The organism is Tepidimonas charontis, from assembly GCF_007556685.1.
Lineage (GTDB): Bacteria > Pseudomonadota > Gammaproteobacteria > Burkholderiales > Burkholderiaceae_C > Tepidimonas > Tepidimonas charontis.
In genome coordinates this window covers 1-22429 of the sequence record NZ_VJON01000008.1, presented here as the reverse complement: position 1 = coordinate 22429, position 22429 = coordinate 1, and the positions used below count along the sequence as shown (strand labels likewise).

Below are 22429 nucleotides of genomic sequence, written 5' to 3'. Positions count from 1 at the left end.
CGCTCGTTCATGCGTCCAGCTCCGCGTTGTGAAACACGTCCTGCACGTCGTCCAGGTCCTCCAGCGCGTCGAGCAGCTTTTGCATGCGCTGCGCGTCCTCACCGTGTAGCGTCACGGTGTTGGTCGGGCGCCAGGTGACCTCGGCCATCGCCGGCTGCAGGCCCGCCGCCTGCAGTGCATCGCGCACCTGCTCGAAGTTCGCCGGGGCGGTCAGCACCTCGATCGAGCCGTCCTCCTGCGTCAGCACATCCTCGGCGCCGGCCTCCAATGCCACCTCCATCACGTTGTCCTCGGACGTACCCGGCTCGAACACGATTTGCCCGCAGTGTTGAAATTGAAACGCCACCGAACCCTCGGTGCCCAGGTTGCCGCCGTGCTTGGAAAACGCGTGCCGCACCTCGGCCACCGTGCGCACTCGGTTGTCGGTCATGCAGTCCACGATCACCGCCGCGCCGCCGATACCGTAGCCCTCATAGCGCACTTCCTCGTAGGCCACGCCTTCGAGGTTACCGGTGGCCTTGTCGATGTTGCGCTTGATGGTGTCGGCCGGCATGTTGGCCGCCTTGGCCTTTTCGATGGCCAGACGCAGGCGCGGATTGGCCGCCGGGTCGCCTCCGCCCTGCCGCGCCGCGATCATGATTTCGCGCACCACCCGGGTCCAGATGCGCTGGCGCTTCTCGTCTTGACGCGCCTTGCGGTGCTGGATGTTGGCCCACTTCGAATGTCCTGCCATGCAAACCTCACTCGTTTCGTGGCGATAATCGGGCACACCGACCCGATGGGTAACCGGCGATTTTAGCGCCGGGGCTTGCTGCCACCGAAGAAGAAATCACCACCATGCACAGCGAACCGACCCTACTCGTTGGCCGCCACGGGGCCACGGAATGCGTGCTGCGGCTGGACAAGGCCAACCGCCACGGCCTGATCACCGGCGCCACCGGAACCGGCAAGACGGTCACGCTGCAGACCTTGGCCGAGGGCTTCTCGCGCCACGGCGTGCCGGTGTTTCTGGCCGACGTCAAAGGCGACCTCACGGGTATCAGCCAGCCGGGGCACATCGAGGGCAAGCTGGCCCAGGTGCTGGCCGAGCGCGGCATCACGCCGCCCACCCCCGCCGCTTGCCCGGTGACGCTGTGGGACGTCTTTGGCGAGCGCGGCCATCCGCTGCGCGCCACGGTATCGGATATGGGGCCGCTGCTGCTGGCGCGGCTGCTCGACCTCAATGACGTGCAAACCGGCGTGCTGACGCTGGCGTTTCGCATCGCCGACGACCAGGGCTTGCTGCTGCTCGATCTGAAAGATTTGCGCGCCCTGCTGCAACACCTGGGCGACAACGCCCGCACCTACACCACCCAATACGGCACGATCAGCGCCGCCAGCATTGGCGCCATCCAGCGAGCGCTACTGGCCCTGGAACAGCAGGGCGCCGAACGTTTCTTCGGCGAGCCCATGCTCGACGTCGATGACCTGATGCAGACCGTCGATGGCCAGGGCGTGGTCAATATTCTGGCGGCCGAGCGGCTGCTGCATGCGCCGCGCCTGTACGGCACCGTGCTGCTGTGGTTGCTGTCGGAGCTGTTCGAGCGCTTGCCCGAAATCGGCGACCCCGACAAACCGCGCCTGGTATTCTTCTTCGACGAAGCGCACCTGCTGTTCGCCGACGCCCCCAAAGTGCTGCTCGAGCGCGTCGAGCAGGTGGTGCGGCTGATCCGCTCCAAAGGGGTGGGCGTGTATTTCGTGACGCAAAACCCCCTCGACGTGCCCGATACCGTGCTCGGGCAACTGGGCAATCGGGTGCAACATGCGTTGCGCGCCTTCACACCGCGCGACCAAAAGGCGGTGCGCGCCGCTGCCCAGACCATGCGTCCCAAGGCGGGGCTGGATGTGGAGCGCGCCATCACCGAACTCGCGGTGGGCGAAGCGCTGGTCAGCCTGCTCGACGCCAAGGGCCGTCCGACCGAGACCGAGCGCGTGTGGATCGTGCCCCCGGCCAGCCGCATCGGTCCTGCCACCGAGGCCGAACGGGCCGAATTGCGCCAACGGTCCTTGGTGGCCGGGGTCTACGAGCAAACCCTGGACCGCGAAAGCGCCTATGAGCGGCTGCGCGCGCAGCATGCAGCAGAGGCCCCAGCGGCAAGGGCGGCTGGCGGCCCAGGAGGCGATGCTGTGGCGACGGGCTCCGGCGGCTTGACCGATCGCGTCGGCGAGCTGTTGTTCGGGCGCAGCGGACCGCGTGGCGGCCATACCGACGGTCTGGTGCAGACCGTGGCCAAGACCGTGGTGCGGCAAGTGGGCACACAAATCGGGCGTGAGCTGGTGCGTGGACTGCTCGGGGGACTGCTGGGCGGCACGCGCAGTCGTCCCCGCCGCTGACCGCCCACGCGTGACGGGTGGGGACGGGCGTCGCGCGCCCTGTTTCTGCCGAACCGTTGGGCATGCGCCGCCGTCGCCCGGCGATGAGCGTCGTCTCATGCCGGGTGCCAGACGCGGCCATCGCATCGAGGATGGCCCGCACGCCTGCGCAGCCGCCTGCGGGTTTGCGCGCATCGCCGCAGGGAACGCGGCAGCCTATACTGGCGGGCCAACGCAGAGGAGACACGAAGTGACACCGAGCGACTTCGCGGGCGTGGGCTACGGGTTGGCCGCGGTCCTCGCCATCGTATGCGGGGGGCTGATGTGGCGCTTGCGCGCGACGCGTCGCTTGTTACGCGAAGAACAGCGCTGGGTGTCGCAGCTGTTCGATCAGCTCGGCATTGCGCATTGGCGCCGCAACCTCGACACCCAGGAGCTGTGGTGGTCCGACGTTTTTCGGCGCATGCACGGCGTCGGCCCCGACGAACCGGCGGAGCGCGCGCGATCGTTGCGTCAACTCGTGCCGGAAGACCGCGCGCGGATAAACCAGATGCTTGAGGACGCCTATGCGCGCGGCGGCGGTGAAGCCGGCTACCGCATCCAACACCCCGACGGGCGGATCACCCACCACATGTTGCGCATCGCCGTCACGCGCGAGCCCGCCTCGGGACAACGCTTGGCCTATGGTGTCAATATCGACATCACCGAGCGCGTGCAGTTGCAAAACGCCCTGCGTGAACGCAGTGCCTATCTGGAGGCCATCGTGCACCATTTGCCGATGGGCCTAAGCGTGCTCGACCGCGCACTCAAACTGCGTGTCTGGAACCCCCAGTTCGGACAGGTGCTGGATCTGCCACCGGAGCTGCTGTACGAGGGCGTCGACTTCGACGATCTCATTCGGGTGCCGGCAACCCGTGGCGAATATGGGCCGGGTGACCCGCAGCAGCTGGTGGCCGAGCGCCGCGCGTTGGCATTGCAATTCCGTCCTCACCGCCTGGAGCGTACTCGGCCCAACGGCCGCACGCACCTAGTGATTGGCGAGCCCATCGTGCGCGATGGCGAAGTCGTTGGCTTCGTCACCACCTACACCGACATCACGGAGCAAAAGGTCGAACGCGAACGCTTGGCGCAGGCGCTCGATATCCTGCGCACCCTGGTGGCCAACATTCCGGTTGGCGTATCGATGGTCGATGGTGCGTTGCGCCTGCAGGTCTGGAACGAGCGGCTACTCGAATTGCTGGAGCTGCCGCGCGCCCTGTTCGAACAACCCGGGGTGACGCTGGTGGACATCCTGCGCTTCAACATCGAGCGCGGCGAATACGGCCCCACCGATGACCCTGAAGGCATGCTGGAAGAAATGCGCAGCCGCGCGCTGCGCTTCGAGCCGCACGAGTTCGAGCGCGTACGGCCCAACGGGCGCGTTTTGCACATTCGGGGTCAGCCTTTGGCCACGGGCGGCTTCGTCACCGTCTACGCCGACGTGACCGAGCGCCACCAGGCGCGTGCCGCGATGGAGCGACTCGCCAACACCGATGCCCTGACCGGACTCATCAACCGCCATGCCCTACCCTGGGCGCTACAGCAAGCGCTGGCGGCTGCCACGCGCGATGCGCGGCCGCTGGCGTTGCTGTTCATCGATCTGGATCGTTTCAAGACCGTCAACGACTCGCTCGGCCACGAGGCCGGCGACGCGGTCTTGGTGGAGACTGCGCGGCGGCTGCGCGAGCGGCTGCGCAGCAGCGACGTGGTGGCGCGCATCGGCGGCGACGAATTCGTCGTGGCGCTGACCGGGCTTCGCAGCGAAGAGGAAGCCGCGCGCGTTGCACTATAGCTGGTGCAGGCGCTCGGCGCTCCCTATCGCGTCGCCGACCAAGGCGATGGCGCACAAGACGCTTATCTCTCTCCCTCGATCGGCATCGCGCTGGCGCCGCGCGACGCCAACGACCCCAGCGAACTGCTGCGCCTGGCCGACATCGCGATGCACCACGCCAAAGCGGAGGGTGGCGCTGGCTGGCGCTACTACACCCCTTCGATGCACGAAGCGGTGCTGCGTCGCATCGAACTCGAGGGCCGCCTGCGCGAGGCCATTGGTGCCGACGCGCTCGAGCTGGTCTTTCAGCCGATTCACGCCGTGCGCCCAGGGTTACCGTTGGTGGGACTGGAAGCCTTGCTGCGCTGGCCGCAAGCGGACGGCAGCGTGCTGTCGCCAGGTGTCTTCGTGCCGGTGGCGGAGCAAGCCGGTGATCTGATCGAGGTCTTGGGGGAGTGGGTGTGCCGACGTGTCGCCATCCAGCGCCAGCAGTGGCGGCGGCAGGGTCTTGGGGTGCCGCTGCTCAGCGTCAATCTGTCGGCGCGGCAATTCGATCGGGCTGGCGTGGCCGAACGCATCCGAGCGGCTTTTGCTCAGGGCGATCCCGCCACCGCCGAATCCTCATTGCCGCTGCTCGGCATCGAATTCGAAATCACCGAAAGCGTGATGATGCGCGATGCCCAGCGCGCCGAGACGGAACTGCAATGCCTGCGCGCGCTGGGGGCGCGGGTGGCCATCGATGACTTCGGCACCGGCTACTCCTCACTCACCTACCTCAAACATTTGCCGATCGATCGCCTCAAGATCGACCGTGCCTTCGTGCGCGATTTGGCCGATGACGACGACGATGCCGCCATCGTGTCGGCGGCCGTGGAACTGGCCCATCGTCTGGGCCGCGAGGCCGTTGCCGAAGGCGTGGAGTGCGTGCGCCAACTGCGTCTGCTGCACGCAATGGGTTGCGATGCGGTGCAAGGCTACGCCCTGGCGCGCCCACTGTCAGCGCTGCAAGCCGACGCCTATCTGCGCGGCTCGGGGCAGACCCATCTGGACGCCTTGTGGGCCCAGGCGCAGGCGTATGAGCCCGGCGCGTGCTTTCCTTCCGACTCGGCGGGCGCCGGCACCGCCGCCGCTCACACCGACACCTCCAATTCGGCGACGTAGTCGGCCACAGCCGCCAGAATCGTTTGCGCTCGGTGATCGTGGCGCGATTGCGCCTGCGTCATCAGGGCGTCCAAGCGCTGCCGGTACGCGGTCAGCGGCATGCCGCCGCCCGCACCGTCGATCAGACGGGCGCGGCAGTGGGCTTGCCAGCGCGCACGTTCGCTCGCCTGCAGGCTGTGCGGGTGGTTGCGGGCCCGATAACGAAACACCAGCTCGGGCAAACGAGGGTCGTCGAAGCCTGCATGTCGCCACGCGGGATCGGTGGGGTCGAGCATGCGCAGCCGCGCCAAGCGACGCCGGTCCTCGTCGCCCACGAAACCGTCATACAGCGCGGCGTCCACATCGCGTGGCGCCGGCGGCGCGTCACGTGCGAACACGGCTGCCCACAGGGCACTCAAATCGGGCAACGCGTGCGCATGAACCGTATTGCGCTCGATGGCTTCCCAGTCGATGCCGAAGCGCTCGGTCGGTGTGCCCTCCAGTACGCCCACGTTGCCCACCACCATCGGCGCGCGGTTTAGATGAACGCTCTTGATCGGCAGGCGCTGCACCCCTGGCGGCAAATTGGCCTGGGGGGTGAACAACCGGTAGCGCACCTCCTCGGCGCGCAGCTCGGCCAGCTCCCGTGGGTCGAATGCCAAATCCCACGCCAGCAGCTCGTTGCGGTTGGTGGGATGCATGGCCAGTGGCCACATCACCGCCAGGCAGCCGCGCTCCACCGGGAAGCGGCCGCTGATGTGCACGAAGCGCCGCTGGGCACCGGCGCGCACCGGCAAGCCGAGCTCCTGCAGCACGCGCTCCTTGCGGTGCAGGCTGAAGGCGAAATCGAACAGGCGCGGCTGGCACGCGCGAATGCGCTGGGCCAGCGCGATGGTGGCGCGCACGTCACTCAAGGCATCGTGGGCCTGCTCGTGCAGCAGCCCGTTGGCCGCGCTCAGATGCTCCAGCTTGAAGCTGGGCCTGCCGTCCCCGTTGAGCGGCCACTCCATACCCTGCGGGCGCAGTGCCCAGGTCATGCGCACCACATCCAGCAGGTCCCAGCGCCCGCAGCCGTCGCGCCACTCCCGCGCATAAGGATCGAGCAGGTTGCGCCACAGCAGATGCCGCGTGAATTCGTCGTCGAAACGGATGGAGTTGTAGCCCACACCGATCGTGCCCGGCCGCCCGAGTTCGGTCGCGATAGCCTCGGCAAATCGCCCCTCGGGAATACCATGGGCGCGACAGTGCTGTGGCGTGATGCCGGTGATCAGGCAACTGTCTGGGTCGGGCAGCACGTCGGGCGTGGGTTGGCAGTACCACACCACCGGCTCACCCATCGGGTTGAGCTGCGCATCGGTGCGCCAGCCGGCAAACTGCGCCGGACGATCGTACTGTGGATTGGCACCGAAAGTTTCGTAATCGTGCCAAAAAAAGGTATGGGCGGACATGGTCGCCGGCATTCTCGCACGAGCTCACTGCCCCCAGGACCGTGGGCGCACACAGAGGCAGCGCCGCCGACCCCGGCGTCGGTGGCCGGCACCGGTCCCACTGGGCCGCGCCAGCACACCGTGCGCATCGGCCACGGCGCAGCAGAGGCCGTGCGGAACGTCGCCGCCGACCCGCCCGCGTTTCGTCCGACGGCCGGCGACGACTGACCGGCTCATGCTCGGGTAAAGTGCGGTGTAGTCGGCGGTGACGGAATGGGTGCCGCAAGGCGTGGAATTTCGCCGAGGGCGCACCGTTCGTCGATCGCGGATGGGTATCCCGGACGTCGCCTTCACCCCCGACGACTGCGGCATCGTCGCTGCGTTGTCGGACGGCTTGGCGGCCGTCCGACCGAAAGGAACATTCTGTCATGACAGAACCGACACCTCATCGCACCTGGACGGCACTGGCCCCCTGCCGCTGGGGCTGGGCGCTCATCACTGGCGACGCCGATGGCGTGCGCACAGTCTGGCTGGTCGATGACGCCGATACGGCCCATCGCGCCGCTCGGCGCGATGACACATTCCTCGGTGATACCGCGAAAGGGCCCGTCACGCTCACCGACAGCGCCCCTGCCGTGACGATACGGCCCCATCCAGAAGCGAGCGAGGGCAGGCCGCCGACGGCGCTACTCACGGCGATCTTGGCAGCGCTGGACGACCCGGTCACAGCCCACCTGCAACCGCTGCCGCTGGCGCCGATCGGCACGCCCTTTCAGCAGCGCGTCTGGGCCGCGCTGCGTGCCATCCCCGCGGGGCAGACGGTGAGCTACGGCGCTTTGGCGCACACACTGGGTCTGCCCCACGGGGCGCGCGCCGTGGCCCGCGCCTGCGCCGCCAACCCGCTGGCGGTGCTGATCCCGTGCCACCGTGTGGTGGCCGCCCACGGCCGGCTGACCGGATACCGCTGGGGCTTGGAACGTAAACGGGCATTGCTGGCGACGGAGGCAGCCGCTACGCACGGCGGCTGATGTCGCCGCCTGTGCAACGCCGAGGCGCTCGGGTGCCCTTCGGCGGCGCCCCCACCCCGGCCCCGCGATGAGGACGGATGCCCCCTGCCTAGGCCCCCCGCTATTCCGACTCGGCGGTGGCCTCCTCGGGCTCAGCCGGCTCGGCCCGTCGCCCGTCTTTCTTGGGCAAGGGCTGAATGTCGAGCTTGACCTGCGGTTCTTTGCCCTCGACTGCGGTATCGATGTCCACCGTCAGGCGCCCGCCGTCGACCAGGCGACCGAACAGCAACTCGTCGGCGAGGGCACGCCGGATGGTGTCCTGGATCAGGCGCTGCATCGGGCGTGCGCCCATCAGCGGATCGAACCCCTTCTTCGCCAGATACTTGCGCAGCGCGTCGGTGAATGTGACCTCCACCTTTTTCTCGGCGAGCTGCTGCTCCAGCTGCAGCAGGAATTTGTCCACCACCCGCAAGATGACCTGCTCGTCCAGCGGCTTGAAGCTGACGATGGCATCGAGCCGGTTGCGAAACTCCGGCGTGAACAGCCGCTTGATGTCGGCCATCTCGTCGCCCGCCTGACGCTGCGTGGTAAAGCCGATGGTGGACTTTTGCATCGTCTCGGCCCCCGCATTCGTCGTCATGATGATGATGACGTTGCGGAAATCGGCCTTGCGCCCGTTGTTGTCGGTGAGCGTGCCGTGGTCCATCACCTGCAGCAGCACGTTGAAGATATCGGGGTGCGCCTTCTCGATTTCGTCGAGCAGCAGCACGCAGTGCGGCTTCTTCGAAATGGCTTCGGTCAGCAGACCGCCTTGGTCGAAGCCGACGTAGCCCGGCGGCGCGCCGATCAGGCGGCTGACCGCATGGCGCTCCATGTACTCCGACATGTCGAAGCGCACCAGATCGATGCCGAGGATATAGGCCAGCTGCTTGGCGGCTTCGGTTTTGCCCACGCCGGTGGGCCCGCTGAACAGGAAGGCGCCGATGGGCTTGTCGGGCTTGCCCAAGCCCGAGCGGGCCATCTTCACCGCCGAGGCGAGCACCTCCAGCGCCTGGTCTTGCCCGAACACCACGGCCTTGAGGTCGCGCTCCAGGTTTTGCAGCTTGCCGCGGTCGTCGCTGCTGACGGTGGCCGGCGGAATGCGCGCGATCTTGGCCACGATCTCCTCGATTTCGGCCTTACCGATGGTCTTCTTGCGCTTGGACGGTGGCGCCACCCGCTGTGCCGCGCCGGCTTCGTCGATGACGTCGATGGCCTTGTCCGGCAAGTGGCGGTCGTTGATGTATTTGGCCGACAGCTCCGCGGCCGCCTGCAGCGCCGCTGCGGCGTATTTGACATTGTGGTGCGCCTCGAACCGCGACTTCAGACCCTTGAGGATCTCCACCGTCTGCTCCACCGTCGGTTCGACCACGTCCACCTTCTGGAAGCGCCGCGACAGCGCCGCGTCCTTTTCGAAAATGCCGCGGTACTCGGTGAACGTGGTGGCGCCGATGCACTTGAGCTGACCACTGGACAGCGCCGGCTTGAGCAGGTTGGAGGCGTCGAGCGTGCCGCCCGAGGCCGCCCCCGCCCCGATCAGGGTGTGGATTTCGTCGATGAACAGAATAGCGTGCGGCCGGTCTTTGAGCGCCTTCAGCACTCCCTTGAGGCGTTGCTCGAAGTCGCCACGGTATTTGGTGCCAGCCAGCAGCGCCCCCATATCGAGCGCGTACACGGTGGCGTCGGCCAACACCTCGGGCACCTCTTTTTGCACGATACGCCACGCCAGCCCTTCGGCGATCGCGGTCTTGCCAACACCGGCCTCACCCACCAGCAGCGGGTTGTTCTTGCGCCGGCGGCACAGAATCTGGATCACGCGCTCGACCTCGTAGTCGCGACCGATGAGCGGATCGATCTTGCCATCGCGCGCGAGCTGGTTGAGGTTTTGCGTGAATTGCTCCAGCACCGAAGCCTTCTCACTGCCCTTGGCCTCGCCGCTGTCTTCCGCGTCGGTGGCCGACCCCTCGGCCGGTTTGGCTGGCTCGGGCGTATCCCCCTTGCGAATGCCGTGCGCGATGTAGTTGACCACGTCCAGGCGCGTGATGCCCTGCTGGTGCAGGTAGTACACCGCGTGCGAGTCTTTCTCACCGAAGATGGCCACCAGCACGTTGGCGCCGGTGACCTCTTTTTTACCGTTGCCGGTGGACTGCACGTGCATGATGGCACGCTGGATCACACGCTGAAAACCCAGCGTCGGCTGCGTGTCCACCTCCTCGGTGCCCGGCACGACCGGCGTGTTGTCCTTAATGAAGGTGGTCAGCGACTTGCGCAAGTCGTCGATATTGGCGTTGCAGGCACGCAGCACCTCGGCCGCACTGGGGTTGTCCAACAGCGCCAGCAGCAGGTGCTCGACCGTGATGAATTCGTGCCGCTGCTGCCGGGCCTCGACAAAGGCCATGTGCAAGCTGACTTCAAGTTCCTGGGCAATCATGGGGCACTTCCTTCACTTCTGGGTTCGACTGTAGCGCGTTGGACATACCGGCGCCAATGGGTATGTGGGGCAAATGCGGCGCTATTCAACGGGCTCGGCGATGCACTGCAGCGGATGACCCGCCGCACGCGCCGCCTGCGTCACCTGCTCGACCTTCGTGGTGGCGATGTCGCGTGTGTACACGCCGCACACGCCACGGCCATGCACGTGCACCTTGAGCATGATCTGGGTGGCCGTCTCGCGGTCCTTGTTGAAAAATTCCTGCAGCACGCGCACCACGAACTCCATCGGCGTGAAGTCGTCGTTGAGCAAAACGACCTGATACATCTTGGGCGGCTGCACGCGCTGGCGGCGACGCTCCACCACCACCGCGTCGCCCGCCTCTGGCAGGCGCGGCGTCAGATCGGGTTGTCGGGGTGTCGTAGCCATGGCAAACATTCTGCAATAAATCGGACGTCCCCGCAGGGCGCGCGGTTGCGCCGTTTGTCGCCTCACCCGCACCGCTGAAAGCGCTGCAGCCGCCTGAGGAGGCGGCTGCAGCGCGCGACGGCCGGGCGGCGTGACCACACGATCCACGTACCCGCAGACCCGCGCGGCCATCCACGCCCACAGGGCGTTACATGTGGTCGATCATGACCTGGCCGAAGCCCGAGCAGGAGACCTGCGTGGCGCCCTCCATCAGACGCGCGAAGTCGTAGGTCACTTTCTTGCTCTGGATGGCCTTTTCCATGCTGCTGATGATGAGGTCGGCCGCCTCGCGCCAGCCCATGTGGCGCAGCATCATCTCGGCCGACAGGATCTCCGAGCCCGGGTTGACGTAGTCCTTACCGGCGTACTTGGGCGCTGTGCCGTGCGTGGCCTCGAAGCACGCCACCGAATCCGACAGGTTGGCGCCGGGGGCGATGCCGATGCCGCCCACCTGCGCCGCCAGCGCGTCGGAGATGTAGTCGCCGTTGAGGTTGAGCGTGGCAATGACCGAGTACTCCGCCGGGCGCAGCAGGATTTGCTGCAGGAACGCATCGGCGATCGAGTCCTTGATCACGATGTCCTTGCCGGTCTTGGGGTTGGTGAATTTGCACCACGGCCCGCCATCGATTTCCACCGCGCCGAACTCCCGTTTGGCCAGCGCGTAACCCCAGTCACGGAAGGCGCCCTCGGTGTACTTCATGATGTTACCCTTGTGCACGATCGTCACGCTGGGCTTGTCGTTGTCGATGGCGTACTGGATGGCCTTGCGCACCAGCCGCTCGGTGCCTTCCTGCGAGACCGGCTTGATGCCGATGCCGCTGGTCTCGGGGAAGCGGATCTTGGTCACGCCCAGCTCCTCTTGCAGAAATTTGATGAGCTTGCGCGCCTTCTCGCTTTGCGCCGGGTATTCGATACCCGCATAGATGTCCTCGGAGTTTTCGCGGAAGATGACCATGTCGGTCTTCTCAGGCTCCTTCAGCGGGCTGGGCACCCCTTTGAAGTAGCGCACCGGCCGCAAGCACACATACAGATCGAGCTCTTGGCGCAACGCCACGTTGAGCGAGCGAATGCCGCCGCCAACCGGCGTCGTCAATGGCCCCTTGATCGAGACCACGTATTCCTTGAGCGCGTGCAGGGTTTCTTCCGGCAGCCACACATCCGGCCCGTAGACTTTGGTGGACTTCTCGCCGGCGTACACCTCCATCCAGTGAATCTTGCGCTGGCCGCCGTAGGCCTTGGCCACTGCCGCGTCCACCACCTTGATCATGACCGGGGTGATATCGATCCCCGTGCCGTCCCCCTCGATATACGGGATGATGGGATGGTCCGGCACGTTCAGCGACATGTCGGGGTTGACGGTGATTTTTTGGCCGTCTGCGGGCACTTGAATGTGTTGATACATACGCGGTGGTCTCCGTGTGGGGTGAGGTCCCGCCGCCTGTTGGGCTGCAGGATCTACAATCGATTCTATCGACAAAACCTCCACGGACCTGACACGAATGGCGTCGTTCCAGCCATCGTCGCCAGTGCGACGTGCACGCCTGAGCTCAGCCCGAGGCGCTGGACATCGGCCAGCCGCCGCCCGCCGATGGCGCATGGACATGCGGCGCGTGGCCGCCGCCGCGATGGGTGCCTGCGCTCTGCTGGCGGGCGCAGTAGCCGCCTTGCGCGCAAACGCGCAGCCAGCCGGCATCCCCCAGCTCGATTTGCCCCGCGTGGAGCTGCGCGCAGGCATGCACCGCATCGAAGCCCAGGTCGCTCGCACGCATGAGCAGCGCATGACGGGGCTGATGTGGCGGCGCGAGATGCCCCCCCACGAAGGCATGTTGTTTATCTTCGAGCGACCTGCGGTGCAATGCTTTTGGATGCACAATACCTTTTTGCCGCTGACCGCAGCATTCCTCGCCGACGACGGGCGCATCGTCAACCTAGCCGACATGCAGCCGCTGGATGAGACCAGTCACTGCTCGCGCGAGCCGGTGCGCTACGTGCTGGAGATGCACCAAGGCTGGTTTGCCCAGCGCGGCATCGGCGCCGGTTTTCGCTTGGCCGGCGGCCCCTTTGCGGCCAGCGGCCGCTGAACACGCCGCTGGTACCACCCGATGCGGCGGTCCGGCTGGGCCTGCCGGCCACGGCCACCACGCGCATCGACGTGGCGGCACTGGGCTCGGTCTGGCCGATCAGGCAAAGTTCGCTTGCGCAAACTCCCAGTTGACGAGTTTGTCCAGGAAGGTTTCGACGTACTTCTGACGCAAGTTGCGGTAGTCGATGTAGTAGGCGTGCTCCCACACGTCCACCGTCAGCAGGGCTTTGTCGGCGGTGGTCAAGGGGGTGCCGGCTGCCCCCATGTTGACGATATCCACCGTGCCATCGGGCTTCTTCACCAGCCAGGTCCAGCCGGAGCCAAAGTTGCCGACCGCGCTCTTGACGAACGCGTCGCGAAACGCCGCGTAGCTGCCCCACTTGGCATTGATGGCCTGCGCCAGCGCGCCGCTGGGCTCGCCACCGCCGTTGGGTTTCATGCAGTTCCAGAAGAAGGTGTGGTTCCACACCTGCGCGGCGTTGTTGTAGATCGGGCCGGGGTTGGGCGCCTTGCGCACGATTTCCTCGAGCGTCATCGATTCGTACTCGGTGCCCTTTTGCAGATTGTTCAGGTTGACCACGTACGCGTTGTGGTGCTTGCCGTGGTGGTATTCGAGGGTTTCTTTGGAGTAGTAAGGCTCCAGCGCGTCGATGGCAAACGGCAGCGGTGGCAAGGTATGTTCCATGGTGTGTCCTCGCGATAGGCAACGATTGAATTAGCGTTGGGATAAGGGCGCATTGTAGGCAAGCTGGCCCCCGGCGGCACAGCCACGCGCGGCTTGACCCTTTTGGCGTCGCACCCGGCCAGCGGGCCGCTTGGCCCGCCGGACGTCGGCGGCACGCCGCCCGCGCGCAGACGACTGGCGCAGCCGCTGCGTTGGCGCTTGGTGGACACAATGGCAGTGTTTCAATCCCGCGGTGTGGGCTCGGGTCGGGTGACGCGCACATCCACGTCCAGCGCCCCATGGGCCAGGGCAATACCGAGCGTCTGCCCGACCTCGACCTGGGCCGCCGAGGTCACCACCTCGCCATGCGCGGTCGTCACCCAAGCGTAGCCCCGTTGCAGCACCAGACCCGGATCCAGCAGTCTGAGCTGCGTTTGCCAGTGCTCGAGCCGCTGGCGCTGTCGCTGCGTCGCAGCCTGCACCGCTTGTACCCAGCGCCCCTGCAGCGCCTGCGCCTGCTGCAGCCGACGCACGCCGTCGCTGTGTGCTGCAGCCCACCAGGCGTGCTGCAGCCCCTGCAGTCGCTGCGCCTGCCGCCCCAGGGTTTGCTGCGTCCCCTGGTTCAGGCGGTGGTGCAACCGCAGCAAGCGTTGTTGTTCGCGCGCCGTCAGCGCCGAGGGGCGCCCCAGCCGTTGTGCCAAACCATCGAGCCGCTGTGCCTGGATATCGAGCCGCCGCTGCAGCGCGCTCTGCAACCGCTGCTGCGCCTGTGCCAGCGCGGCGTGCAGGGTGACGGCATCGGGGGCGCACAGCTCGGCCGCCGCGGTGGGTGTGGGCGCGCGCAGATCGGCCGCAAAGTCCGCCAGCGTGAAGTCGGTTTCGTGCCCCACGCCGCAGACCACGGGCAGTGGCGCCTGCGCGATGGTGCGCACCAGTTCGGGGTCATTGAAGGCCCACAAATCTTCCAGCGACCCGCCGCCGCGCACCAGCAGCAGCACGGCCGGGCGGCCATGCGCGCGATGGTCGGCATAGGCGCGCTGCAACGCCGCACACAGTTGTGCCGGCGCCTCGGCGCCCTGCACCGCCGACGGGTACACCCACACCAGCAGGTGCGGCACGCGCCGCTCCAGCGTGGTGGCCACATCACGCAGGGCGGCCGCGTCCAGCGACGTCACCACGCCAATGCTGCTCGGGTATCGCGGCAGCGCACGCTTGCGCGCGGCGTCGAACCACCCCTCGGCTTGCAAGCGCGCCTTGCGGCGCAAGAATTCCTCGTACAGGCTGCCTTGCCCCAGTGGCAAGACGCGCTCGACGATCAACTGCAGATCGCCGCGCGCGGTGTAGACGTCCACCCGCCCCAACACCTCCACCTGCAAGCCGTCGCGCAGCGCCACGGCCGCCTCTTGCGTCTGCGCCGCACGCCGAAACCACGCACAGCGCAACTGGCCGTCGGCATCTTTGAGGATGAAGTACTGATGGCCGCTGGCCGCACGCACGCTCGCCGACACCTCGCCGCGCACACGCACCGGGTTGAAGCGGACACGCAAGGCATCGGCGACGGCATTGACCAGCGCCCCGACGCGCCAGGCAGGGATGTCTTCCTCGATACGATCGTCGATCATCGGGCAGGCACAGGCAAGTGGCTTGGCCCCAGCGGACGCCGATCGGCTGGGCCGGCGCACCGGGGTCGGACATAATGCGGGGCAATTCAACGGGTGGCCAGGCCTTGCCGCGCGGCCGCCGGGGGGTATTGCCGTTGTTGTCCATCATACAAGCTGCAGGCTGGCCCATTTGGACCCTGATCGTGTGCTCGGTCGTGGGACTGGCGCTGATCATCGAGCGGGCGCTGAGTCTGCGTACCGCGCGCATCGTGCCGCCGCGCCTGCTCGACGAGGCCATGCAGGCCTCGCGTGCCGGGGTGCCACCGCCGGCGGTCGTCGAGCAATTGGCCGAGCACTCGCTGCTGGGGGCGGTGCTGGCGGCTGGCCTGCACACGCTGCAGGTCAACCCGCGCGCCACCGAAGCCGAACTGCGCGCCGCGCTGGAGTCGGCCGGCCGCTTGGCGGCCGCGCAGCTGCAACGCTACCTCGGGGCCTTGGGCACCGTGGCTTCCGCCGCCCCGCTGCTGGGGTTGCTCGGCACCGTCATCGGGATGATCGAGATTTTCGGTTCGCAGGCGGGCCCCGGCGGACTGACGCCCGGCGGCGGCAACCCGGCACAGCTGGCGCACGGCATTTCGGTGGCCCTGTACAACACCGCGTTTGGTCTCATCATCGCGGTGCCGGCCCTCATTTTCTGGCGTTATTACCGCGCCCGCGCAGACGCACTGCTGCTGCAATTGGAAGTGGCCGCCGAGGCCTTTTTGCACCACCTGCTGGCGTTGCGCCGATGAGGCCGTGGCGAAGGCCGCTGGCACACCCGCCGCGCCACCGTGGTGCCTGGTCTTGGCCTGCGGGCAGTCGTCGCGCCCACGCACCGATCATCCGTCCGACGAGGAGAGCTGTCCCATGCGTTTTCGGCACGGCCATCGCGATGAGCCCGAAATCAACCTGATTCCGTTCATCGACGTCTTGCTGGTCATCCTGATCTTTTTGATGTTGACGACTACGTTCAGCCAGAGCAGCGCCTTGCAGGTCAACCTACCGCTGGCCCAAACCGAGCAGCCGCCACAGGCGCCGCGCGAAATCGTCGTCAGCGTCGGCGCTGACGGCCGCTATGCCGTCGACAACCGGCTGCTGGAGCAGCACGGGGTCGAGGCCCTGGTGGGCGCGCTGTCGCGCGCACCTCGAGACAGCGACACCGTCCTCGTGATCCAGGCGGACGCAGCCGCCAGCCACCAGTCGGTCATCCATGTGATGGACGCCGCGCGCCAGGTTGGGCTGGTCCAAATCACATTTGCGACCCAGCGTGACGGGAAACGCTGATGCTCGAACTCGATTTGCCATCCGCTTGGATGGCGCGCGGTGCCCTGGCCTGGGCGTTGCGCCCCCTGTCCTGGGTGTACGGTGTGGCCTGGCAGGTGCGCACCGCGGCTTGGCACTGGCGCGCCCGCCGCAACCAGGCCTGGGGCGTACGGCTGCCGGTGCCGGTCATCGTCGTGGGCAACGTGGTGGTCGGCGGGGCCGGCAAAACACCCACGCTCATCGCCCTGGTGCAGCACCTGCAAGCGCGCGGCTGGCAACCCGGCGTAATCGCGCGCGGGGTCGGTGGCCGCGTCAGTGCCAGTCGGGACGGCATCGCCGTCCATGGCCGCGGGGAGGCCGTCGACCCTGCCGAGTGCGGTGACGAGCCCGCTCTGGTAGCGCAGCGCACGGGCGTTGCGCTGGCCGTGGGGCGCAACCGAGCCGCCGCCGCACGTGCATTGCTGCAGCACCAGCCAACGGTCAAGGTGCTGGTCAGCGACGATGGCATGCAGCATTGGGCGCTGGGGCGCGACCTGACCATCGTCGTCTTCGATGAACGCGATGTCGGCAATGGCTGGCTGCTGCCGGCCGGCCCGCTGCGCCAGCCCTGGCCCGCCGCCCCCTGGGGAAACGAGCGGCTCCTGGTGCTGCGCACCGCCGCTGCGCAGCGCCCACCGCGCCCCCACCCCTATCCGGAATTTCGCGCTCAGCGTACCCTGTCGGCGCTGGCCTTCGATGCCGACGGCCAATCGCAACCGCTGGCCGACTGGGCTGCGCGTGCAACACCGGTGGGCGCACTGGCGGGCATTGCCCGTCCGCAGGCGTTTTTCGATGCGTTGCGGGCACGCGGCTTGCAACTGACCGCCACCGTGCCGCTGCCGGACCACGCCAGTGGCCCCGTACTGCACGCCGCGCTGCAGCATGCCGCGCAGCGGCCGCACGCGCCACGGGTATGGCTGTGCACCGACAAAGATGCGATCAAACTCCAGCGCCACCGTGCCCCGGCCGGCGTGACGCTGTGGCGCGTACCCCTGCGGCTCGAAATCGACCCCGCCCTGTTCGACGCCGTCGATGCCGTGCTGGCCGCCCACGCGCTATCATGACCGCCATGGACCGCCAATTGCTCGACCTGCTCGTCTGTCCGGTGACCAAAGGGCCACTGGTGTACGCGCGCCAGACGCAAGAGCTCGTCTCGCGCGGCGCCAAGCTCGCCTACCCCATCCGCGACGGTATTCCCATCCTGCTGGAACACGAGGCGCGTGCGCTCAGCGACGAAGAGTTGGACCAGTTGGCGCCGCCCCGCCCTGCCTCCACCCCCTAACGTGCCTGGTGTCACCGGTGGGGCGCGCGCATCGGTGGGCGTGCCCCACCATCGGCACCCTGGCCGCCCCACCCGGCGTGGCGCCGCATCCGGCGCGGCCGCACGGGTCAAGACGGGGTGACGCACGCTGCCGCCAGCGTGTCGCAACCATGCTGTACTGAAACCACCCCCCGTTGCGTCGCGTTTGCTGGATATCCTGCCCATGACCGATTGCGTTTTTCACGTCCTCATTCCGGCGCGCCGCGCCTCCACGCGGCTGCCGGACAAACCGCTGCTAGACATTGGCGGTGCGCCGATGATCGTGCGCGTGGCCGAACGCGCGCGTGCCAGCGGTGCGCTCAGCTGCACGGTGGCCACCGACGATGCCGAGATCGCAGCGGTATGCCAACGCGCCGGGATCGCCGCCGTCTTCACCCGTGCCGACCACCCCAGCGGCAGCGACCGCTTGGCCGAAGCGGTCGAGCATCTGGGCTGGGCCGACGACACCGTGGTCGTCAATGTGCAGGGTGATGAGCCGCTGCTCGATCCCGCACTCGTGCAGCGCGTCGCGCATACCCTGGGTGAGCATCCCGACTGCGTCATGGCCACCGCGGCCCACCCCATCGAACGGGCCGCCGACCTGTTCAACCCGAACGTCGTCAAGGTGGTACTGGACCGTCGTGGGCGAGCACTTACCTTCAGCCGCGCCCCCTTGCCGTGGTGGCGCGATGCGCCACGGCACGACGCCAGCCTGGACCTGACGAGTTGGCCAGCAGGGGCTCGGCCGCTACGTCATATCGGCCTGTATGCGTACCGGACCGGCTTTTTGCGCCAGTTTCCGCGCCTGACACCTGCCCCGCTGGAGCGCTGCGAATCGTTGGAGCAACTGCGCGTGCTGTGGCATGGCGAGCGCATCGCAGTCACCGTAACGCCAAACGTTCCCGGCCCAGGCGTCGATACGGCCGAAGACTTGGTGCGCGTGCGCGCGCTGTGGGCCGCCGCACCGTCATACCCGCTCATGTAAGCCTGTGTCGGGCAGTGCGTGCTATTCTTGCGGCCGCTGGCCGCCGCGCCAGTGGCTGGGTCCGGTGTCCGAGGAGAGCACGACCCTGCGCCACCCTACCCACCGTTTGCGACACGTAAAGGAAACCCATGAGACTGATTCTGTTGGGCGCTCCGGGCGCTGGCAAAGGCACGCAAGCCGCGTTCATCTGCCAGAAGTACGGCATTCCGCAGATCTCCACTGGAGACATGCTGCGCGCCGCCGTCAAAGCGGGCACCCCGCTCGGGCTGCAAGCCAAACAGGTCATGGAAGCGGGTGGCCTGGTCAGCGATGATCTGATCATCGATCTGGTCAAAGAACGCATCGCCCAGCCCGACTGCGTCAACGGCTTTTTGTTCGACGGATTTCCGCGCACCATTCCGCAGGCCGACGCCATGCGCGAGGCGGGTGTGCGCATCGACTACGTACTGGAAATCGACGTGCCGTTCGAAGCCATCATCGAACGCATGAGTGGCCGTCGTGTCCATCCGGCTTCCGGTCGCACCTACCACATCAAGTACAACCCGCCCAAGGTCGAGGGCAAGGACGATGTGACGGGCGAAGACCTGATCCAGCGCGACGACGACAAGGAAGAGACCGTGCGCAAGCGGCTACAGGTGTACGCCGACCAAACCCGTCCGCTGGTCGATTACTACCGCGACTGGGCAGTGCGCGACCCGCTCAACGCGCCCAAGTACCGCTCGATCAGCGGGCTGGGCACGGTGGAGAAGATCACCGAGCGGGTGTTTGCGGCCTTGCGTGACTAAGGACCCTAGGCGTCCGCCGATGACGCCTCGTAGCATTCCCGATACCACGCCACGAACCGCCGCACCCCCTCGCGCACCGGGGTCTGCGGCCGGTAACCGGTGAGGCGCTGCAGCAGCGTGCAGTCGGCCCAGGTGGCGGGCACGTCTCCGGTTTGCATCGGCAGACAGTTGCGCAGCGCGGGCTTGCCCAGCGCTTCTTCGATGGCCTCGACGAAGTCCAGCAGCCGCACCGGCTCGGAGTTGCCGATGTTGACCACGCGCCACGGCGCCACCGGGCTCAAGCTGTCGCCTTCGATGGGTTGCCAGCCCTGCTCAGGTCGGCGCTGATCGGGCGCGGGCGGCACGGCGTCGATGAGCAGCCGGATGGCGCGCACCAGGTCGTCGACGTAGGTGAAGTCACGCCGCATGTCGCCGTGGTTGTACAGATCGATGGGCGTGCCCGCCAGGATGCCTTGGGTAAATTTGAACAGAGCCATGTCTGGCCGCCCCCAGGGGCCGTACACGGTAAAGAAGCGAAACATCGTGGTGGGCACGCCGTGGATGTGCGCCCAGGCGTGCGCCATGGCCTCGTTGGCTTTTTTGGTGGCGGCGTAAAGCGTCAGCGGCAGGTCGGTCTTTTGCTGCTCGCCAAAGGGCATGTCGGTGTTGGCCCCATAGACGCTGCTGGTGGAGGCCATGAGCAGGTGGCGCGGCTGCAGCATCTGGGCCACCTGCAAGACGTTGAAGGTGCCCACCAGGTTGGCGTCGATGTAGGCGCGCGGGTTTTGCAGGCTGTAGCGCACCCCGGCTTGTGCCGCCAGGTGGACGATGACATCGGGCTGCGCCGCACGCGCGGCCGTCTGCAGCGCCGTGGCGTCCTCCAGCATGGCTTCGGTGGCGGTAAACGCCGGGTACTGGCGCAGCAGCGCGTGGCGGCGCTGCTTCAGGCGCACGTCGTAGTAGTCGGTGATGCCGTCGTAGCCGTGGACGCTGTGGCCTTCTTCCAGCAGCAGGCGCGCCAGATGAAAGCCGATGAAGCCGGCACTGCCGGTGATGAATACCCTCACGCATCCGCTCCGTACAAATCGCGCGTGTACACCTTGTCGGCGACGTCGGCGAGCTCCGGCGCGCGGCGATTGGCCAAAATCACGTCCGCCTGGGCCTTGAAAGCCGCCAGGTCGCGCACCACCGGCGAGTGAAAAAAATGCTCGCCGTGGTAGGCCGGCTCGTACACGATCACCGCCACCCCCTTGGCCTTGAGACGTTTCATCACGCCCTGAATGGCCGAGGCGCGAAAATTGTCCGAACCCTGCTTCATCACCAGGCGGTACACGCCTACCGTGGGCGGCTGGCGATCGCGCAGCGGACACTGCGCCAGCCGGCGCAGGACGTCCTCGGCGATGAAATCCTTGCGCGTGGCGTTGGCCTGGACGATGGCCGCAATCAAATTCTGCGGCACGTCGCGATAGTTGGCCAGCAGCTGCTTGGTATCCTTGGGCAGGCAGTAGCCACCGTAGCCAAAGCTCGGGTTGTTGTAGCCGGCGCCGATGCGGGGGTCCAGGCACACGCCATCGATGATTTGGCGCGTGTCCAAGCCGTGGATGGCGGCGTAGCTGTCGAGCTCGTTGAAAAACGCCACCCGCATGGCCAAATAGGTGTTGGCAAAGAGCTTGATCGCCTCGGCCTCGGTGGGATCGGTGGTCAGCACCGGCACATCGACGCGCAGACAGCCCTGGCGCAAAAGGGCGGCCACCTGCTGCCCGCGCGGGCCGCGGTCGCCGACGACGATGCGACTGGGGTAGAGGTTGTCGTGCAGCGCCTGGCCCTCGCGCAGAAACTCGGGTGAGAAAACGATGCGGTCAGTGCCGTGCGCGGCGCGCAGCCGCGCCGTAAACCCCACCGGAACGGTGGATTTGATGACGAGCGTGGCGTGCGCATTGGCCGCGAGCGCCTGCGCCACGACGCCCTCGACGCTGCGGGTGTCGAAGGCGTTGGTCACGGGGTCGTAGTCGGTGGGCGTGGCGATGACGACCAGCTCCGCCGCCGACAGCGCAGGCACCGCATCGGTGGTGGCGGCAAGCGTCAAGTCGGTGCGCTCACGCAGCCACTGCTCGGCCAGCACATCGTGCACCGGCGGGCGGCGGGCATTGAGCGCGGCCACGCGCGCGGGGTCGATGTCCACCACGGTGACGGCGTGGTGTTGCGCCAGCAGCAGTGCGTTGGCCAGCCCGACATAGCCGGCACCGACGATGGTGATGTTGAGGCGGGACATGGGTTGCGGCTGAAAGCAGCGTCTACCGAGGCAGCCGCACACCGGTCAGTGCAGCTTGCATAAAGCCCGCGACGTGGACACCGGACAATGAGGAGCGAAAGGCCGCGATGGACATGCGTCGATTGTAACGATGCCCCCCACCTCCGCTCGGGCTGAGAAGGCCACGGGGCAGCGACGTTCGCGCGTGGTCGCCGCGAGCTCCATCGAGCCGCGCCGCCACGTGCGGCGGCGCGCAGGCGGGCACCCGTCTACCCGTGCAGAGAGGCATTTTCCACCTTTCGCCGGGGGCACCAAGCGACGACCAAACAGGGGCCTTTTCACCCGTGCAGAGGCGTCTGGCCCACGGCCCGCCCGGCAGAGCAACCGCGAATACAGCCACAAGCAGCGGTCACGGCGGGCGCAGCCGGCGCGGCTTCAGCCTTCCTGCACCTCGAACCCCACCACATTGCGCTGCTGCCGGCTGAACTCGATGCCGACCAGATGCAGCGGTCGCCCGTCGGCGCGGTACTTATCCGCATAGCTGCGCGCTTTGAGCTGGGCCAGCGCCTGCCCGGCGGCCTGGTCGGGCACCACCTTGAACTCGAACAGATAGATGCGCTCAGGGAGTTTGACGGTCAAGTCGATGCAGCCGTGGTTGGTGACGTCTTCGGCAATCAGCTCCAAGCCGAGCGCGGCCAGGTGGCTGTAGAAGACGCTGGCCCAGTAACCCTCGTACTGGGTGATGGGGTTGGCGCGGTACCAGTCG

Annotated in this window: 20 protein-coding genes and 1 pseudogene; 11 read left to right on the top strand and 10 right to left on the bottom strand. The window is 67.1% G+C overall.

From position 1 onward, the window contains the following. Positions 1 to 7: 7 nt before the first annotated feature. On the bottom strand, positions 8 to 733 hold the full coding sequence (locus tag Tchar_RS03875; RefSeq protein ID WP_144327774.1) for a YebC/PmpR family DNA-binding transcriptional regulator: 726 nt from the start codon (positions 731 to 733) through the stop codon (positions 8 to 10). 104 nt (positions 734 to 837) lie between these two features. Between Tchar_RS03875 and Tchar_RS03870 the strand changes: the two genes are divergently transcribed. The 3 genes from Tchar_RS03870 (at position 838) to Tchar_RS03860 (ending at position 5323) form a co-directional block, all read left to right on the top strand. Next, complete coding sequence (locus Tchar_RS03870) at positions 838 to 2373, top strand: helicase HerA-like domain-containing protein (RefSeq protein WP_144327773.1); 1536 nt, start codon at positions 838 to 840, stop codon at positions 2371 to 2373. A 229-nt stretch (positions 2374 to 2602) separates the two neighbouring features. Continuing rightward, entirely contained in the window at positions 2603 to 4183 is a 1581-nt protein-coding gene (locus Tchar_RS03865) for a sensor domain-containing protein (RefSeq protein WP_161595446.1), read from the top strand. Positions 4184 to 4186: 3 nt separating this feature from the next. Next, positions 4187 to 5323, top strand: a complete 1137-nt coding sequence (locus Tchar_RS03860) for a putative bifunctional diguanylate cyclase/phosphodiesterase (protein WP_144327771.1) — start codon at positions 4187 to 4189, stop codon at positions 5321 to 5323. Here Tchar_RS03860 and sbcB read toward each other — a convergent pair. Beyond that, positions 5293 to 6750, bottom strand: coding sequence for an exodeoxyribonuclease I (gene sbcB / locus Tchar_RS03855; RefSeq protein WP_236640189.1), 1458 nt, complete (start codon positions 6748 to 6750; stop codon positions 5293 to 5295). The two genes, Tchar_RS03860 and sbcB, sit on opposite strands and share 31 nt — an antisense overlap. 722 nt (positions 6751 to 7472) lie before the next feature. Here sbcB and Tchar_RS13940 point away from each other — a divergent pair. Further along, positions 7473 to 7757, top strand: a pseudogene (locus Tchar_RS13940) (methylated-DNA--[protein]-cysteine S-methyltransferase); the annotation flags it as partial. A 100-nt stretch (positions 7758 to 7857) separates the two neighbouring features. On the opposite strand, the gene clpA reads toward Tchar_RS13940, so the two are convergent. The 3 genes from clpA to icd form a co-directional block, all read right to left on the bottom strand. Next, positions 7858 to 10206, bottom strand: a complete 2349-nt coding sequence (gene clpA / locus Tchar_RS03845) for an ATP-dependent Clp protease ATP-binding subunit ClpA (protein WP_144327768.1) — start codon at positions 10204 to 10206, stop codon at positions 7858 to 7860. Between the two features lie 81 nt (positions 10207 to 10287). After that, a complete protein-coding gene (clpS, locus tag Tchar_RS03840) occupies positions 10288 to 10644 on the bottom strand; it encodes an ATP-dependent Clp protease adapter ClpS (protein WP_144327767.1) in 357 nt (118 codons plus the stop codon). 178 nt (positions 10645 to 10822) lie between these two features. After that, a complete protein-coding gene (icd, locus tag Tchar_RS03835; RefSeq protein ID WP_144327766.1) occupies positions 10823 to 12076 on the bottom strand; it encodes an NADP-dependent isocitrate dehydrogenase in 1254 nt (417 codons plus the stop codon). Positions 12077 to 12269: 193 nt separating this feature from the next. Here icd and Tchar_RS03830 point away from each other — a divergent pair, with 193 nt between their 5' ends. Further along, positions 12270 to 12755 carry a DUF192 domain-containing protein gene (locus Tchar_RS03830; RefSeq protein WP_236640185.1) on the top strand — a complete coding sequence of 162 codons (486 nt, stop codon included), beginning with the start codon at positions 12270 to 12272 and terminating at the stop codon, positions 12753 to 12755. Between the two features lie 99 nt (positions 12756 to 12854). Here the strand turns inward: Tchar_RS03830 and Tchar_RS03825 are convergent, their stop codons facing one another. Both Tchar_RS03825 and xseA read right to left on the bottom strand, forming a co-directional pair. After that, positions 12855 to 13442, bottom strand: a complete 588-nt coding sequence (locus Tchar_RS03825; protein ID WP_144327765.1) for a superoxide dismutase — start codon at positions 13440 to 13442, stop codon at positions 12855 to 12857. 221 nt (positions 13443 to 13663) lie between these two features. Next, a complete protein-coding gene (xseA, locus tag Tchar_RS03820) occupies positions 13664 to 15043 on the bottom strand; it encodes an exodeoxyribonuclease VII large subunit (RefSeq protein ID WP_144327764.1) in 1380 nt (459 codons plus the stop codon). 134 nt (positions 15044 to 15177) lie between these two features. Here xseA and Tchar_RS03815 point away from each other — a divergent pair, with 134 nt between their 5' ends. The 6 genes from Tchar_RS03815 (at position 15178) to adk (ending at position 19433) form a co-directional block, all read left to right on the top strand. Then, entirely contained in the window at positions 15178 to 15813 is a 636-nt protein-coding gene (locus Tchar_RS03815; RefSeq protein WP_144327763.1) for a MotA/TolQ/ExbB proton channel family protein, read from the top strand. Between the two features lie 115 nt (positions 15814 to 15928). Beyond that, on the top strand, positions 15929 to 16345 hold the full coding sequence (locus tag Tchar_RS03810; RefSeq protein ID WP_144327762.1) for an ExbD/TolR family protein: 417 nt from the start codon (positions 15929 to 15931) through the stop codon (positions 16343 to 16345). Then, the gene (gene lpxK / locus Tchar_RS03805) at positions 16345 to 17427 is read left to right on the top strand and encodes a tetraacyldisaccharide 4'-kinase (protein ID WP_144327761.1); all 1083 of its coding nucleotides are present in this window, start codon (positions 16345 to 16347) and stop codon (positions 17425 to 17427) included. The genes Tchar_RS03810 and lpxK overlap by 1 nt, the downstream gene beginning before the upstream one ends. 5 nt (positions 17428 to 17432) lie before the next feature. Further along, positions 17433 to 17645 carry a Trm112 family protein gene (locus Tchar_RS03800; protein ID WP_144327822.1) on the top strand — a complete coding sequence of 71 codons (213 nt, stop codon included), beginning with the start codon at positions 17433 to 17435 and terminating at the stop codon, positions 17643 to 17645. 202 nt (positions 17646 to 17847) lie between these two features. Continuing rightward, positions 17848 to 18648, top strand: coding sequence for a 3-deoxy-manno-octulosonate cytidylyltransferase (gene kdsB, locus Tchar_RS03795; protein WP_144327760.1), 801 nt, complete (start codon positions 17848 to 17850; stop codon positions 18646 to 18648). 128 nt (positions 18649 to 18776) lie between these two features. Further along, a complete protein-coding gene (gene adk / locus Tchar_RS03790) occupies positions 18777 to 19433 on the top strand; it encodes an adenylate kinase (RefSeq protein WP_144327759.1) in 657 nt (218 codons plus the stop codon). Between the two features lie 5 nt (positions 19434 to 19438). On the opposite strand, the gene Tchar_RS03785 is transcribed toward adk, so the two are convergent. The 3 genes from Tchar_RS03785 to Tchar_RS03775 form a co-directional block, all read right to left on the bottom strand. After that, positions 19439 to 20479 (bottom strand): NAD-dependent epimerase/dehydratase family protein, encoded by a 1041-nt coding sequence (locus Tchar_RS03785; protein ID WP_144327758.1) that lies wholly within the window; start codon positions 20477 to 20479, stop codon positions 19439 to 19441. After that, positions 20476 to 21684: a nucleotide sugar dehydrogenase gene (locus Tchar_RS03780; protein WP_144327757.1), complete on the bottom strand. Its 1209-nt coding sequence runs from the start codon at positions 21682 to 21684 to the stop codon at positions 20476 to 20478. Before Tchar_RS03780 ends, Tchar_RS03785 begins: the two co-directional genes overlap by 4 nt. A 414-nt stretch (positions 21685 to 22098) precedes the next feature. Further along, positions 22099 to 22429: PD-(D/E)XK nuclease domain-containing protein (locus Tchar_RS03775; protein WP_201739296.1), on the bottom strand; the 331-nt coding region annotated here is incomplete at its 5' end.

Excerpts from the sequence above, each read along its gene's own strand:
- Tchar_RS03875 (WP_144327774.1), bottom strand. The coding sequence starts at position 733 with ATGGCAGGACATTCGAAGTGGGCCAACATCCAGCACCGCAAGGCGCGT.
- Tchar_RS03870 (WP_144327773.1), top strand. The coding sequence starts at position 838 with ATGCACAGCGAACCGACCCTACTCGTTGGCCGCCACGGGGCCACGGAA.
- sbcB (WP_236640189.1), bottom strand. The coding sequence starts at position 6,750 with ATGTCCGCCCATACCTTTTTTTGGCACGATTACGAAACTTTCGGTGCC.
- clpA (WP_144327768.1), bottom strand. The coding sequence starts at position 10,206 with ATGATTGCCCAGGAACTTGAAGTCAGCTTGCACATGGCCTTTGTCGAG.
- clpS (WP_144327767.1), bottom strand. The coding sequence starts at position 10,644 with ATGTTTGCCATGGCTACGACACCCCGACAACCCGATCTGACGCCGCGC.
- icd (WP_144327766.1), bottom strand. The coding sequence starts at position 12,076 with ATGTATCAACACATTCAAGTGCCCGCAGACGGCCAAAAAATCACCGTC.
- Tchar_RS03830 (WP_236640185.1), top strand. The coding sequence starts at position 12,270 with ATGGACATGCGGCGCGTGGCCGCCGCCGCGATGGGTGCCTGCGCTCTG.
- Tchar_RS03825 (WP_144327765.1), bottom strand. The coding sequence starts at position 13,442 with ATGGAACATACCTTGCCACCGCTGCCGTTTGCCATCGACGCGCTGGAG.
- xseA (WP_144327764.1), bottom strand. The coding sequence starts at position 15,043 with ATGATCGACGATCGTATCGAGGAAGACATCCCTGCCTGGCGCGTCGGG.
- Tchar_RS03810 (WP_144327762.1), top strand. The coding sequence starts at position 15,929 with ATGCGTTTTCGGCACGGCCATCGCGATGAGCCCGAAATCAACCTGATT.
- lpxK (WP_144327761.1), top strand. The coding sequence starts at position 16,345 with ATGCTCGAACTCGATTTGCCATCCGCTTGGATGGCGCGCGGTGCCCTG.
- Tchar_RS03800 (WP_144327822.1), top strand. The coding sequence starts at position 17,433 with ATGGACCGCCAATTGCTCGACCTGCTCGTCTGTCCGGTGACCAAAGGG.
- kdsB (WP_144327760.1), top strand. The coding sequence starts at position 17,848 with ATGACCGATTGCGTTTTTCACGTCCTCATTCCGGCGCGCCGCGCCTCC.
- adk (WP_144327759.1), top strand. The coding sequence starts at position 18,777 with ATGAGACTGATTCTGTTGGGCGCTCCGGGCGCTGGCAAAGGCACGCAA.
- Tchar_RS03780 (WP_144327757.1), bottom strand. The coding sequence starts at position 21,684 with ATGTCCCGCCTCAACATCACCATCGTCGGTGCCGGCTATGTCGGGCTG.